Origin of the sequence: Pseudomonas sp. SWRI154 (genome assembly GCF_014268645.1) — a bacterium.
Classification (GTDB): domain Bacteria; phylum Pseudomonadota; class Gammaproteobacteria; order Pseudomonadales; family Pseudomonadaceae; genus Aquipseudomonas; species Aquipseudomonas marvdashtae.
Genome location: NZ_JABWQW010000044.1, coordinates 15,463 through 29,737, shown reverse-complemented (window position 1 = coordinate 29,737; position 14,275 = coordinate 15,463). Strand labels below are relative to the sequence as shown.

10 protein-coding genes and 1 riboswitch are annotated in these 14,275 nt (G+C 63.1%); of the genes, 6 read left to right on the top strand and 4 right to left on the bottom strand.

Going from position 1 to position 14,275, the window contains the following annotated elements; all coding sequences use genetic code 11:
* A partial coding sequence (locus HU806_RS25495; RefSeq protein WP_186615565.1) for a LysR family transcriptional regulator occupies positions 1 to 507 on the bottom strand: 507 nt, incomplete at its 3' end.
* 95 nt (positions 508 to 602) lie between these two features.
* Between HU806_RS25495 and HU806_RS25490 the strand changes: the two genes are divergently transcribed.
* Both HU806_RS25490 and hppD read left to right on the top strand, forming a co-directional pair.
* Positions 603 to 1,547, top strand: a complete 945-nt coding sequence (locus HU806_RS25490) for a DMT family transporter (RefSeq protein WP_186615563.1) — start codon at positions 603 to 605, stop codon at positions 1,545 to 1,547.
* A gap of 251 nt (positions 1,548 to 1,798) precedes the next feature.
* Positions 1,799 to 2,875 (top strand): 4-hydroxyphenylpyruvate dioxygenase, encoded by a 1,077-nt coding sequence (gene hppD, locus HU806_RS25485; RefSeq protein ID WP_186615560.1) that lies wholly within the window; start codon positions 1,799 to 1,801, stop codon positions 2,873 to 2,875.
* A 74-nt stretch (positions 2,876 to 2,949) separates the two neighbouring features.
* Here hppD and rarD read toward each other — a convergent pair whose 3' ends face one another.
* The 3 genes from rarD to HU806_RS25470 form a co-directional block, all read right to left on the bottom strand.
* Positions 2,950 to 3,834: an EamA family transporter RarD gene (gene rarD, locus HU806_RS25480; RefSeq protein ID WP_186615558.1), complete on the bottom strand. Its 885-nt coding sequence runs from the start codon at positions 3,832 to 3,834 to the stop codon at positions 2,950 to 2,952.
* Positions 3,835 to 3,992: 158 nt separating this feature from the next.
* Positions 3,993 to 5,006 carry an aldo/keto reductase gene (locus HU806_RS25475; protein WP_186615556.1) on the bottom strand — a complete coding sequence of 338 codons (1,014 nt, stop codon included), beginning with the start codon at positions 5,004 to 5,006 and terminating at the stop codon, positions 3,993 to 3,995.
* Between the two features lie 121 nt (positions 5,007 to 5,127).
* A complete protein-coding gene (locus tag HU806_RS25470; protein ID WP_186615554.1) occupies positions 5,128 to 6,438 on the bottom strand; it encodes an MFS transporter in 1,311 nt (436 codons plus the stop codon).
* Positions 6,439 to 6,621: 183 nt separating this feature from the next.
* Between HU806_RS25470 and HU806_RS25465 the strand changes: the two genes are divergently transcribed.
* From HU806_RS25465 to cobN, 4 genes are all read left to right on the top strand, one after another.
* Entirely contained in the window at positions 6,622 to 7,737 is a 1,116-nt protein-coding gene (locus HU806_RS25465) for a sugar diacid recognition domain-containing protein (protein WP_186615552.1), read from the top strand.
* A 152-nt stretch (positions 7,738 to 7,889) separates the two neighbouring features.
* Positions 7,890 to 9,026 carry a glycerate kinase gene (locus tag HU806_RS25460; RefSeq protein WP_186615550.1) on the top strand — a complete coding sequence of 379 codons (1,137 nt, stop codon included), beginning with the start codon at positions 7,890 to 7,892 and terminating at the stop codon, positions 9,024 to 9,026.
* A 66-nt stretch (positions 9,027 to 9,092) separates the two neighbouring features.
* A riboswitch (cobalamin riboswitch) is annotated at positions 9,093 to 9,327 on the top strand.
* A gap of 97 nt (positions 9,328 to 9,424) precedes the next feature.
* Positions 9,425 to 10,489: a cobalamin biosynthesis protein CobW gene (cobW, locus tag HU806_RS25455; protein ID WP_186615548.1), complete on the top strand. Its 1,065-nt coding sequence runs from the start codon at positions 9,425 to 9,427 to the stop codon at positions 10,487 to 10,489.
* Between the two features lie 3 nt (positions 10,490 to 10,492).
* Positions 10,493 to 14,266 carry a cobaltochelatase subunit CobN gene (gene cobN, locus HU806_RS25450; RefSeq protein ID WP_186615546.1) on the top strand — a complete coding sequence of 1,258 codons (3,774 nt, stop codon included), beginning with the start codon at positions 10,493 to 10,495 and terminating at the stop codon, positions 14,264 to 14,266.
* Positions 14,267 to 14,275 lie beyond the last annotated feature (9 nt).

Here is a 14,275-nt window from a genome sequence, read left to right as displayed (position 1 = left end):
GGGCAACAGGGCGACCATCTGGTCCTGCATCAAGGCGAACGTATCGAGGCGTTCTTCGGGTAGCACCACAAAACCAACGTCGATACGCCGCTCATCCAGCCATTGCAGCACCTGACGGTCCGGCCCTTCGTCGACATGCACCTCGATTCCCGGGTGCAAGGCGCGGTAGCGCCGCAGGATGGTCGGGAGCAATTTCATCGAGGAGGTCGGGCCGAACGAGCCTATGCGCAAGGTCCCGCGTCGCATGCCCCGGGCGTCGGCGGCTTCCTGGCGCAAGGTATCGGCTAGCCCGAGCATCGCCCGGGCCCGCAACAACAGTTGCTGGCCGATGTCGCTGGGCTCCACAAGGGATTGATGGCGTCGGAACAATTCGACGCCCAATTCCTGTTCCATGGATTTGATGGCGTGCGACACCGCGGACTGACCGATGCCCAACCGTATTGCCGCAGGAGTGAAGCCGCGCAGTTCGGCGACCAGCGAAAAGATTTCCAGTTGGGTCAGGGTCATGAGTAAAAGCTCATTTTACGATGATGAGGCATGAGGGGGACGATACATCATCCCAGTGATACGGGACTCAAAAAAATCTCGAATTTGGTGAAGCGATGACCTCTGGCGAACATGCCGTTCCTACACCTTCCAATCTGCCGGTCTACTTGAAGCTCGCCATGGTCACCATGATCTGGGGCGGGACCTTCGTCGCCGGCAGGATCCTCTCCGATGCCCTGGCCCCGATGTTTGCCGCCAGCCTGCGTTTTCTCCTGGCGAGTATCGCCTTGCTGATGTTTCTCGGGCTGGCCCGCATTCCCCTGGCCAAGCCCAACCTGAAGCAGGGCCTTCAGTTGGCGGTGCTGGGTTTTTCCGGCATCTTTTTCTACAACCTGTGCTTCTTTTACGGCTTGCAGCACATCAATGCGTCGCGTGCCTCGCTGATTGTGGCGTTGAACCCGGCGGTGATCGGGTTGGCGTCCTGGGGCCTGTTCCGGGAGCGGCTGGGTCGCTTGAAAGTCGCCGGCATCCTGTTGTGCATCGGCGGGGCGGGGTTGGTGATCGTTAACCGTGATCCGTCCGTGCTGCAGGCCACGGGAGAGGGTTGGATGGGCGACGTGCTGATTTTCGGCTGCGTGCTGGGCTGGGGGATCTATTCACTGTTTTCCAAGGGCCTGAGTGAAAGTCTGGGCCCTTTGCAGACCGTCACCTGGTCGATCCTGCTGGGGACCTTGATGTTGTGGGTGGCCTGTGCCGCCAGTGGTGATATCCATTTCGCTGCTTTGTCTGTGCTGGATATCAGGCAATGGCTGAGCCTGCTGTATCTCGGCGTGCTGGGCTCGGCGCTGGCCTATATCGCCTGGTATGACGGTATCCGCAAAATCGGCGCGACCCGTTCCGGGGTGTTCATCGCGCTTAATCCGTTGACGGCGGTATTGCTCGGTGCGCTGCTACTCGACGAACGGCTTACGGCGATGATGTGCGTGGGCGGGGGGCTGATCCTGACAGGAATTTTCCTGTGCAACAAACCGCTTGCGCGTTCGGCCGCAAAGGCGATTTGATACCCAAGGCGGACAAACAAGGTTACGCTGTGTAGAATCCGCTTACGCATATAAGAATAACGTCTTCTGGCAGCAGAAGCCTCGCCCGCAAGAGCCTTGGGTCGACAATGAAGATACTTGGGTTTCAACTGATCTACGGCGACTACCTCGCCCGCAGCGTTCGTGGAATTTCCTGCGCGCCGCCGCGTGCCCTCAGCATCACTGGCAACTAACGTTTCTTGTTAATTGATTAAGCATGATGAGGCGCCGACATGGCAGATCTATACGAAAACCCGATGGGCCTGATGGGCTTTGAATTCATCGAATTCGCGTCCCCTACACCCAACACCCTGGAGCCTATCTTCGAGATCATGGGTTTCACCAAAGTCGCCACGCACCGTTCCAAGGACGTGCACCTGTATCGCCAGGGCGCGATCAACCTGATCCTCAACAACGAGCCCAATAGCGTGGCGTCCTACTTCGCCGCCGAGCATGGCCCGTCGGTGTGCGGCATGGCGTTCCGTGTCAAAGACTCGCAAAAAGCCTACCAGCGCGCCCTGGAACTCGGCGCCCAGCCGATCCATATCGAAACCGGTCCGATGGAGCTGAATCTGCCGGCGATCAAAGGCATCGGCGGCGCGCCGTTGTACCTGATCGACCGTTTTGGCGAAGGCAGCTCGATCTACGACATCGACTTTGTGTTCCTCGAAGGTGTCGACCGCAATCCAGTTGGCGCCGGCCTGAAGATCATTGATCACCTGACGCACAACGTCTATCGCGGACGCATGGCCTATTGGGCGAACTTCTACGAGAAGCTGTTCAATTTCCGCGAGATCCGCTACTTCGACATCAAGGGCGAATACACCGGCCTGACGTCCAAGGCCATGACCGCCCCGGATGGCATGATCCGCATTCCGTTGAACGAAGAGTCGTCCAAGGGCGCCGGGCAGATCGAGGAGTTCCTGATGCAGTTCAACGGAGAAGGCATCCAGCACGTGGCCTTCCTGACCGACGACCTGATCAAGACCTGGGATGCGCTGAAGAAGATCGGCATGCGCTTCATGACCGCACCGCCGGACACCTACTACGAAATGCTCGAAGGCCGCCTGCCGAACCACGGTGAACCGGTAGATGAGCTGCAATCGCGGGGCATCCTGCTGGACGGCGCTTCCGAGCAGGGTGACAAGCGCCTGTTGCTGCAGATCTTCTCGGAAACCCTGATGGGCCCGGTGTTCTTCGAGTTCATCCAGCGCAAGGGCGACGATGGCTTTGGCGAAGGCAACTTCAAGGCACTGTTCGAGTCGATCGAGCGTGACCAGGTTCGTCGTGGTGTGCTTGCTACCGAGTGATGCCTGACCCATGAAAAAAACCCGCCTGGCTGTGATGCCTGGCGGGTTTTTTACTTCCGGTGGGTGCTTGGTCTTCAGGCTCTGCGCCGCTGCCGCACCAGGTGCTTGAAGCCTTCGAATACCAGCACCGCCACGGCCATCCAGATGGGGATGTAGGTCAGCCATTCGCCGGCCTTGATGCTTTCGCCCAACAGCAGCGCAACGCCCAGCAGCAACACCGGCTCGACATAGCTCAACAGTCCGAACAGGCTGAACGGCAGCAGCCGGCTGGCAACGATGTAGGCCACCAGCGCCGAGGCACTGATGACGCCCAGTACCGGGATGAGTAGCGACAACCACGGGTATTGATCGAAGACGCCGAAACCCTGTTCACCGCTCTGCACGAACCACAATGCCAAGGGCAGCATCAGCGTCATGTCCAGCCAGAGCCCGCCCAGGTTGTCGGTGCGCAGGCGTTTGCGCAAGATGAAGTAGATCGGGTAACCCACCACAACCAGCAACGTCGCCCAGGAAAACCCGCCGACCTGGTAAAGCTCGTTGAGCACTCCGAGGGTGGCGAAGAACACGGCGATTTTCTGAAAGCGCGAGAGGCGTTCGCCATAGACAATACGGCCGGTCAGCACCATCGACAGCGGCAACAGGAAGTACCCCAGCGACACGTCCAGGCTGTAGCCGTTGAGCGGCGCCCACATGAACAGCCACAGCTGTGCGCCCATCAGGGCCGAAGAGGCCATCGCCCCGAGCAGCAGTTGCGGTGTGGCGAGCAGGCGTTGGACAAGATCCGAGACCAGTTTCCACTCCCGCGAGATCAGCATGAAGGCCGTCATGCACGGCATCGTCAGCAGCATGCGCCAGCCGAAGATTTCCAGGCCGGTCAGGGGCGTGAGCAGCGAGGTGTAGTAGTACATGACAGCGAACAGGGCGGAGGCCGAGACCGATAGAGCGATGCCTTTGGACACAGGTGCCTCTTGTTATTGGAATTGCAGCACAATACGGAAAGCCGTTTACCCGTGGCGAGGGAGCTTGCTCCCGCTGGGCCGCGTAGCGGCCCCAAAAGAGCGACTGCTGCGCAGCCGAGCGGGAGCAAGCTCCCTCGCCACGGTGATCTCTGTGTAAGTTACGACGTGCGCGGCACGCGCCCCGGCACGAAATGCCCCACATCATTGAACCCCGGCGTTGAAGCATGCCCCGGCGTCACCAGCGAATCGATGAAGGCCTCATCTTCGGCACTTATCTGCACCGCTTGCGCCTTGGTGTACGAATCCCACTGCTCCTCGGTGCGCGGCCCAACGATGGCCGACGTGACGGCGCGGTTGTTCAGCACCCAGGCGATGGCGAACTCGACGATGCCCACGCCCCGGCCCTCGGTATATTGCAGGATCTGCTGGGCAATGCGCAGGGACTCTACCCGCCATTCGGTTTCCAGGATGCGTTTGTCCTGGCGGCCGGCACGGCTGTTGGCGTCCGGCGCCACGTCCGGCGCGTACTTGCCGCTGAGCACGCCACGGGCCAGGGGGCTGAACGGCACCACGCCGAGGCCGTAGTTCTGCGCCGCGGTGATCTGCTCGGTTTCCGCCTGGCGGTTGACGATGTTGTACAGCGGTTGGCTGATCACTGGTCGGTCGATGCCCAGGCTGTCGGCGATCCGGATCACTTCGGCGATGCGCCAGCCACGGTAGTTCGACAGGCCCCAGTAACGGATCTTGCCTTGGCGAATCAGATCGCCAATGGCCGACACGGTAACGTGCAACGGCGTGTTGTGGTCTTCGCGGTGCAGGTAATAGATGTCCAGGTAATCGGTGCCCAGGCGTGTCAGGCTGGCCTCGATGCCATTGAACAGATGCTTGCGGCTCAGGCCGCTGCGGTTGGGCACGCCGTCCGGTGGGCCGAAGCCGACCTTGGTCGCCAGCACCCATTCCTGGCGGCGGCGGGCGATTGCCTCGCCGACGATTTCCTCGGACCGGCCGTTGGTGTAGACGTCCGCGGTGTCGATGAAATTGATGCCCTGGTCCCAGGCCTTGTCGATGATGCGCAGTGAATCCTCGGTGCTGGTCTGTTCGCCGAACATCATGGTGCCCAGGGTCAGCGTTGAGACTTGCAACCCGGAATGACCCAGCGTGCGATAGCTCATGGACAAGATCCTTTTTATCGATGGGAAAGGTCCAATCAAATACCAGAACCGCCGCGTGGATCCAACTGATTTATCAAATCCCCTGGTTAACGTGGGAGCAAGCTCCCACGGGGTAACGGGGTCAGGCCCGCAGGGTGCGGGTCATGCGCAACGCCAGCAGGCTGCCGCAGACAATCACGCCGGCCAGCAGGTACAGCGCCGCATCGGTCGAGCCGGTGGCGTCCTTGACCCAGCCGACCAGATAGGGGCTGAGGAAACCGGCCATCTGGCCCATGGAGTTGATCAGCGCCAACCCGCCGGCTGCCGCGCCCGCGCTGAGCAGCGCGGTGGGCACCGGCCAGAACATCGGCAGGCCGGTGAGGGCGCCCATGGTGGCGATGGTCAGGCCGAGGATGGCGATGGCCGGGGTGGTTGCGAAGTTGACCGCGATCAGCAGCCCGACGGCGCCCATCAGCATCGGCACCACCAAGTGCCAGCGACGCTCCTTGTGCAAGTCCGCCGAACGGCCCACCAGCAACATGAACACCGCCGCCAGCAGATAGGGAATCGCGCTCAGCCAGCCGATCACCAGGTTATCGCTGAAGCCCAGGTTCTTGATGATTGACGGCAGCCAGAAGTTGATCGCGTACACGCCGCTCTGAATGCAGAAATACACCAGGCCGAACGCCCAGATCGCTGGATTCTTGAACACCGCCGCCAAGGAGTCGGTGGTGGTTTTCGGCTTGTTGGCCAGGTCTTCGGCATGGTCGGCGGTGAGCACGGCGCGTTCATGGTCGGTCAGCCATCTGGCGTTGGCGAAGGTGTCGCTGAGCAGGAAAAACGCCAGTGCCCCGAGGATCACCGTCGGGACGCCCTGCAACAGGAACATCCACTGCCAACCCGCGAGGCCACCTTGGCCGGCGGCGAAATGATTGAGGATCCATCCGGAAAACGGACTGCCCAAAAGGCCGGACACTGGAATGGCCGACATGAACAACGCCATGATCCGGCCGCGACGGAACGTCGGGAACCATTGCGAAAGGTACAGCACCACGCCCGGGAAGAACCCGGCTTCAGCGGCGCCGGTAAACAGCCGCAAGGTATAGAACTCGGTGGGCGTGGTGACGAACAGCAGGCAGGTCGACAGTGTGCCCCAGGTGATCATCATCAGTGCGATCCAGCGCCGCGGGCCGAATTTGGTCAGGGCCAGGTTACTCGGCACGCCGCAGAGCACGTAGCCGATGAAGAAGATCCCGGCGCCGAGGCCGTACACGGTTTCGCTGAACTTCAACGCGTCGAGCATCTGCAACTTGGCGAAGCCAACGTTGACCCGGTCAAGGTAATTGAACAGGTAGCAGATAAAAATGAACGGGATCAAGCGCAGGGTAATGCGCTTGTAGACGGTATTTTTTTCGTCGGGGGTAGCCAGGAGGGCTGCTGCGCTCTGGGACATGGCGGGTCTCTCTTTATTATGATTTTGGCGTGCCAAGGGGTAACGTTGACCGCACCTTGAGTCTCGGCCAGGCCAAGGTCCTGTGTCTTTGTGCCAGGGCACAGGGTTTGGATGCCGACCCTGTGCGCCTGACCAAACCCACGCCTAAAACAACAATCACGCCGCTTGCAAGGACCATCGCCCATGTTCGAACTCGATCACGACCTGGCGCAGGACATCGTCGACCGGGCGATGGCGATTCTTCCCTATAACGTCAACGTCATGGACAACCAGGGCCTGATCCTTGCCAGTGGCGAGCGCGAGCGCATCAATACCCGCCATGAGGGCGCGCAGCTGGTGCTGGCCAATGGTCGGGTGGTGGAAATCGACGAGCACACCGCGGTGCACCTCAAGGGCGTTCAGCCGGGGATCAACCTGCCGCTGATGCTCGATCAACGATTGATCGGGGTGCTAGGCATCACCGGCGATCCCGCACACCTGCGCACCTACGCCGAACTGGTGCGCATGACCGCCGAAATGCTGCTCGGCCAGCGCAACCAGCAGGCCGAGCAGCAATGGCGCCGCCAGCGCTGCGATGATTTGCTGGCCTTGTTGCTGGGTGATGCCGGGGATTCGCCACGGCTGCTCGATGAGGCTCTTCAAATGGGCCTCAAGCCGCAGTTGCCGCGGGTACCGTATCTGTTTGAACTGGGCCTGGAGCATGGCTCCGGCCAGACGGTCGAGGCGCTGAGTGCGTGGCTGATGTCGCGCTATCCGGACAGTTGGTGCCTGACCTCGTCGAAATCCTCGTTGCTCTGGTGCCGCCCGGTCACAGCGTCGGTGGAAAACGAGCGGCTGCTGGCCAAACTCGATGGGCTCGGCTGGAACATCCTGCGGGTGGCGGTGGGTGGCCAGGCCGATGGGTTGGCGGGTTTGCGCCGCTGCTACCGGCGCGTGGCGGACCTGCTCGCCTATGGCCGCGATGTCCTGCCGCAATCGCGCTTGCTGATCCTCAACCGTTATCGATTGCCGGTGATGCTTTGGCGGCATCGCAGCGACGATGCACTCGATGAACTGCTGACGCCGTTGCGCAAAGTGATCGCCAAGGACAGTAACGGGCAGTTGCTGGCGACCTTGCGAAGCTGGTGCGAACACGACGGCCAGAGCCAGGCCTGCGCCGACGCCCTGGGGATCCACCGCAACAGCTTGCGTTATCGCATGGAGCGCATCGCTGAGCTCAGCGGCGTCGACCCCCTCAGGCTGGACGGAATGTTGGCGTTGTACCTGGGCGTGCAGCTATTGCCGCAGTCAACTACGTAACCGCCCGTGGCGAGGGCGCTTGCTCGCGCTGGACTGAGCAGCCAGGCCTTTGTGAATTTGAACAATAATGTCCAAGCCGTTTTGTGCGGCGGACCGGCGTCAGGGCTGCGGTCAGCTGGCAGCATGCTGTGCACGGAACCGGAGAACAAAAAATGAAAATAATCATCGCCCCCGACTCGTTCAAGGACAGCCTCAGCGCCCAGGGCGTCGCCGAAGCCATCGCCCAAGGGCTGGCAGAGATCTGGCCAGACGCGCAGTTGATCAAATGCCCGATGGCGGACGGCGGGGAGGGGACGGTGGAGGCCGTGCTGGCTGCCTGCAACGGACAGTGGCGTGAGGCTCGGGTTCGCGGTCCGCTGGGCACCGCCGTCGAGGCGCGTTGGGGCTGGTTACCCGACAACCGCACCGCAATCATCGAGATGGCCGAGGCCAGCGGCTTGCAATTGCTGCCGCCGGGGCAGCGCGACGCCTGTTCCAGCAGCACCTTTGGCACCGGCGAACTGATCCGCGCAGCGCTGGAGGAAGGCGCCGAGCGAGTCATCCTGGCGATTGGCGGCAGCGCCACCAACGACGGCGGTGCCGGTGCGATGCAAGCGCTGGGCGTCGCCTTGCTGGACGAACATGGACACTCGTTGCCGCCCGGCGGCCTGGCCCTGACCAACCTGGCGCGCATCGATTTGAGCCAAATGGACCCGCGCCTGGCCGGCGTGCGTTTCGAGATCGCCGCCGATGTCGATAACCCGTTGTGTGGGCCCCATGGCGCCTCAGCCGTGTTCGGCCCGCAGAAAGGCGCCTCCACCGAACAGGTGCAACGGCTGGACCGTGCGCTGGGGCACTTCGCCGGACACTGCGCCCAGGTGTTGAACCGCGACGTACGCGACGAGCCGGGCAGCGGCGCCGCCGGCGGCCTGGGGTTTGCCGCCAAGGCGTTCCTCCAAGCGCAGTTTCGTACCGGCGTGGAGGTCGTCGCGCAATTGACCGGCCTGGCCGACGCGATCAACGGCGCTGACCTGGTCATCACCGGTGAGGGCCGTTTCGATGCCCAGACCCTGCGCGGCAAGACGCCTTTTGGCGTCGCCCGCATCGCCCGTCGTCACGGCGTACCGGTGCTGGTCATTGCCGGCACGCTGGGGGAGGGTTATCAGGCGCTGTACGACCACGGCATCGATGCGGCCTTTGCCCTCGCGAACGGACCGATGACGTTGCAAGAAGCTTGCACCGATGCGCCACGCCTCTTGAGCGAGCGGGCGCGGGACATCGCCCGGCTCTGGCGCGTGGCGGCCCGTTGATCTCGCCGCGCCGCTTCGGCCGCCGGGAGATTGCCTTCCAGAGATTGACCCGCCTGCACACCCTGCGTAGCCTTGCGCCTTCGAGGTTCTTTGGCGTGTGCCAAAGCTAAGAAGGGAACGCGGTCAAAGCCGCGGCTGCCCCCGCAACTGTGAACGGTGACGTTCCTGCCAGGCCACTGTGCAAGTCCTTTGTAGAAAAGGCGCACGGGAAGGCGCAGGAAACGCCAGTGCAAGGCTTTGCAAGACAAGCCCGGACTGGCCCGCCGAAAGCCAGGAGACCTGCCTCGACAACAGATTCTCACTACAACCGGGCGGGGTGATCCGGTGGCGAAATCTTCCGCGCATGCCTGCCTGCGGTTGTCGTCCCGTTTGCCCGCCACCTAGCCAAAGGGCATTCGATGAAAACACTGGCCAAGCTCCCCGTCACCATCGTCACCGGTTTCCTCGGCTCGGGTAAGACCACCTTGCTCCGGCACATGCTCGACAACGCCCAGGGCCGGCGCATTGCGGTCATCGTCAACGAATTTGGCGAGCTGGGCATCGACGGCGAAATCCTCAAGCAGTGCTCCATCGGTTGCACCGAAGAAGAAGCCAACGGCCGCGTCTATGAACTGGCTAACGGTTGCCTGTGCTGCACGGTGCAGGAAGAGTTTTTCCCGGTGATGCGCGAGCTGGTCGCCCGGCGCGGCGACCTTGACCACATCCTCATCGAAACCTCCGGCCTGGCATTGCCAAAACCCTTGGTCCAGGCTTTCCAATGGCCGGAAATCCGCAGCGCCTGCACGGTCGATGCGGTGATCACCGTAGTCGACAGCCCGGCCGTGGCCGCCGGCACTTTTGCCGCGTTCCCCGATCAGGTCGATGCCCAACGCAAGCTCGATCCGAACCTGGACCACGAATCACCGCTGCACGAGCTGTTCGCCGATCAACTGGCCAGCGCCGACTTGGTGATCCTCAATAAAGCCGACCTGATCAGCCCCGAAGACTTGGCCCGAGTCCGTCTGGAAGTCGCCGAAGAACTGCCGCCAGCGGTCAAGGTCATCGAAGCCAGCAGCGGTCGCCTGCCGCTGGACGTGTTGATCGGCCTGGGCGCCGGCTCCGAAGAACACATCGACGGGCGCCACAGTCATCACGACCACCACCATGACGGCGATGAAGACGACCACGATCACGACGCCTTCGATTCGATTTCCATCGAGTTGCCCCAGGCCGATGAAAGCCTGCTGCTGGACGCACTGACGCAACTGGTGGTCCAGCACGGTGTGCTGCGGGTCAAGGGTTTTGCGGCAATCCCGAACAAGCCGATGCGCCTGCTGATCCAGGGCGTCGGCACGCGTTTCGACAAGCATTTCGACCGCCAGTGGGGCGCCGACGAAACGCGGGTTACGCGGCTGGTGCTGATCGGCCAGGCGCTGGATGCCGCGTTGCTTGAAGCGCAATTGCGCGCTGCCCTCAGCGCCTAAGCCATGCACCTGCTCAGGACCCAGCCCGGCGGATTTGTGTCGGATGACAACATCGCCGACCTCGGGCAAACCCCCGCCGAGCTGGTGATCCTGTGCAGCGGCGACTCCAGCCTGGCGCTGCTGGCCGAAGCGGCGCGGCAGTTGCCGGACGACTTCCCGGATTTTCGCCTCGCCAACCCGATGCAGGTGCAGAACCACGCCTCGGTAGACCTGTACGTCGACGACGTGCTGCGTCATGCCAAGGTCATTCTGTTATCGCTGCACGGTGGCATCGGCTATTGGCGCTACGGCATCGAGCGGCTGATGGAGCTCGCCGGGCGCGGCGTGAAGCTGATCCTGGTGCCGGGGGATGATCGCCCCGATCCGGAGCTTAGCGACCTGAGCAATGTGCCCTTCGAGGATCGCGACCGGCTCTGGCAGTTCCTGCGCCAGGGTGGATTGGGTAACGCCCTCAACTTGTTTCGTCACCTCGGCAGTCAATGGTTTGGCCGCGATTACCCGTGGGCCGAACCACAGCCGCTGCCGCGCACGGCGATCTACCATCCCGAAAAAAACAACGCGACCCTGGACGATTGGCACGCCGAATGGCAGGCCGATCAACCGGTCGCGGCAGTACTGTTCTACCGTTCTCACTTGCAAGCGGCGAACACCGCGTTCATCGACGTGTTCTGCCAGCGCCTGCAAGCGGCAGGGCTCAATCCGCTGCCGATTGCCGTGGCCAGCCTCAAGGAACCCGGCTGCCTGGCACAGGTGGAAGATTGGCTGGAGGAGGTAGAGGCGGGCGTGATTCTCAACACCACCGGCTTCGCTCAATCGAGCCCTGAAGCACCGCACCTGCGGCCGTTTCGCCGCAATATCCCGGTGATCCAGGCGATTTGCGCCCAGGACAATGAACCCGGCTGGCGCGCCAGCGAACAGGGCCTGGGGCCGCGCGACCTGGCGATGCACATTGCCTTGCCCGAGCTGGATGGCCGGATCATCAGCCGCCCTATCAGTTTCAAGGACCTGGCCTGGCGCAGCGAGCGCAGCCAGAGCGATGTGGTCTGCTACCGGGCGGTGCCGGAGCGCATGGACTTCGTCGCCGAACTGGCCTGGCGCTGGACCCGCCTGGCGAGCCTGCCCAACGCAGAGAAGCGCGTGGCGCTGATCCTCGCCAACTACCCGACCCGGGACGGGCGCATCGGCAACGGCGTCGGCCTGGACACCCCGGCGGCGGCGCTGAATATCCTGCGCGCCATGCAGGCCGAAGGTTATCCGCTGGCGGCTGAATTGCCGGACAGCGGCACTGCGTTGATTCAGCAGTTGCTCGGCGGTGTCAGTAACGACCTGGACAGTCTCGACCTGCGGCCCTGCCATCAAAGCCTGGCGCTGGATGCTTATCAACGCTTGTTCGACGCGCTGCCCGAGGCCAATCGCCAGGCGGTGCGGGAACGTTGGGGCGCGCCCGAGCAGGACCCGATGTTCCGCGACGGCCGACTGATGATCGCCGGCGTGCGCCTTGGCCTGACGTTTGTCGGTATCCAGCCGGCGCGCGGTTATCAGGTCGACCCGAGCGCGGTGTACCACGACCCGGACCTGGTGCCGCCCCATGGCTACCTGGCGTTTTATTTCTGGCTGCGCCACACCTACGGCGCCCACGCGGTGATTCATGTCGGCAAGCACGGCAACCTCGAATGGCTACCGGGCAAGGGCGTCGGGCTGTCGGAGAACTGCTGGCCGGATGCGTTGCTCGGGCCGCTGCCGAACATCTACCCGTTCATCGTCAACGACCCGGGTGAGGGTGCCCAAGCCAAGCGTCGGACCCAGGCAGTGATTATCGACCACCTGATGCCGCCGCTGACCCGGGCCGAAACCTATGGGCCGCTGCGTAACCTGGAGCTGCTGGCCGACGAATATTACGAGGCGCAACTACTCGACCCGCGCCGCGCCCGGGCGCTGCAACGGGACATCTTGAACCTGGTGCGCGAGACCCACATCGACCGCGAATTGCAACTCGATGCCGCGCTCGACAGCGACGCCGACGCCGCGATCTGGCTGCCGCGCCTGGACACTTACCTCTGCGATTTGAAGGAGTCGCAGATCCGCGATGGGCTGCACATCTTCGGCGAGTCGCCCGCCGGGCGGCTGCGCATCGACACTTTGCTGGCGTTGCTGCGCATCCCCCGAGGCGATGGCAAAGGCGCTCAATCGAGCTTGCTGCGGGCGTTGGCGAAGGCGTTCGGGTTGGGTTTCGACCCACTCGATTGTGCCCTGGCCGAACCCTGGGAAGCGGACCGCCCCGAGGTGTTGCGCGAGGTCAGCGACGAGCCATGGCGCACCGTCGGCGACACTCGGGAGCGCCTGGAGCTGTTCGCCGCCGGGTTGATCGAACAAGCCCTGGCAGGCGAAGTCGCGTGGCTCGACGCGCCGGGCTGGGAAGCTGTCGCGGACATCATCGAGCACCTGCGCTCGGTCGTCGCGCCGCGCCTGGACGCTTGCGGCCCAGCGGAAATGCGCGGCTTGCTCGATGCCTTGGGCGGCCGCTTTGTCCCGGCCGGCCCCAGTGGCGCGCCGAGTCGCGGACGCCTGGACGTGCTGCCCACCGGCCGCAATTTCTTTTCCGTCGATGTGCGCAACCTGCCCACCACCACCGCATGGCGCATCGGCTTCCAGTCGGCGAACCTGATTCTCGAACGGCATTTGCAAGACCACGGCGACCACTTGCGCCAACTCGGCCTGTCGGTATGGGGCACCGCCACCATGCGCACTGGCGGCGACGACATTGCCCAGGCCATGGCACTGATGGGCGTGCGCCCGGTATGGGCCACGGGCAGCCAGCGGGTCGATGATTTCGAGATCTTGCCGTTGAGCCTGCTGGACCGGCCGCGGGTCGATGTCACGCTGCGGGTGTCCGGGTTCTTCCGGGATGCCTTCGCCAACCTGATCCGCTTGTTCGATGCGGCGGTGCAGGCCGTTGCGGCCCTTGATGAACCTGACGACATGAACCCGTTGGCGGCGAAAGTCCGTGGCGAGCGCGAAGCCTTGCTGCAATCGGGCGTGCCGCTGGAAGACGCCGCGCGCCAGGCTGGCTGGCGGATCTTCGGCGCCAAGCCCGGTGCCTATGGCGCGGGTGTGCAGGGCGCCATCGACGGTCGTCTCTGGCAGAGCCGAGAAGACTTGGCCCAGGTGTACCTCAATTGGGGCGGCTACGCTTATGGCTCAGGCGATGAGGGCACTGCCGCGCGAAATCAATTCTCCCGGCGCCTGGGCCAGGTGCAAGCGGTGTTGCAGAACCAGGACAATCGCGAGCACGACCTGCTCGATTCCAACGATTACTACCAGTTCCAGGGCGGCATGCTCGCGGCGGTCGAAACCCTGAGCGGTCAGCCGGCAGCCAGTTACCACGCCGATCACAGCCAGCCTGACCTGCCCAGGATTCGCACCCTGAAAGAAGAACTGAACCGGGTCATCCGCTCCCGTGCGGCCAATCCGAAATGGATCGCCGGGGTCAAGCGCCACGGCTACAAAGGCGCGTTCGAACTGGCTGCGACCGTGGATAACCTGTTCGCCTTCGACGCCACCACGCAGTTGATCGACGACCACCAATACGCCTTGCTGGCCGACGCTTACCTGCTCGACCCGGACACCCGCGACTTCGTCCGCCAGCACAACCCCGACGCGCTGCGAGACATGACCGAACGCATGCTCGAGGCGCAGCAGCGGGGGATGTGGCAGGATCCCGGTGAATACCGCGAGGCGCTGGAGCATCTGTTGTTGGACATTGAAGAAGATGGCTGACTTATTGAT

What these genes read in the sequence shown, in the direction of transcription:
- hppD (WP_186615560.1), top strand. Translation starts at nt 1,799, where the DNA reads ATGGCAGATCTATACGAAAACCCGATGGGCCTGATGGGCTTTGAATTC.
- HU806_RS25470 (WP_186615554.1), bottom strand. Translation starts at nt 6,438, where the DNA reads ATGTCCCAGAGCGCAGCAGCCCTCCTGGCTACCCCCGACGAAAAAAAT.
- HU806_RS25475 (WP_186615556.1), bottom strand. Translation starts at nt 5,006, where the DNA reads ATGAGCTATCGCACGCTGGGTCATTCCGGGTTGCAAGTCTCAACGCTG.
- cobW (WP_186615548.1), top strand. Translation starts at nt 9,425, where the DNA reads ATGAAAACACTGGCCAAGCTCCCCGTCACCATCGTCACCGGTTTCCTC.
- HU806_RS25460 (WP_186615550.1), top strand. Translation starts at nt 7,890, where the DNA reads ATGAAAATAATCATCGCCCCCGACTCGTTCAAGGACAGCCTCAGCGCC.
- cobN (WP_186615546.1), top strand. Translation starts at nt 10,493, where the DNA reads ATGCACCTGCTCAGGACCCAGCCCGGCGGATTTGTGTCGGATGACAAC.
- HU806_RS25490 (WP_186615563.1), top strand. Translation starts at nt 603, where the DNA reads ATGACCTCTGGCGAACATGCCGTTCCTACACCTTCCAATCTGCCGGTC.
- HU806_RS25465 (WP_186615552.1), top strand. Translation starts at nt 6,622, where the DNA reads ATGTTCGAACTCGATCACGACCTGGCGCAGGACATCGTCGACCGGGCG.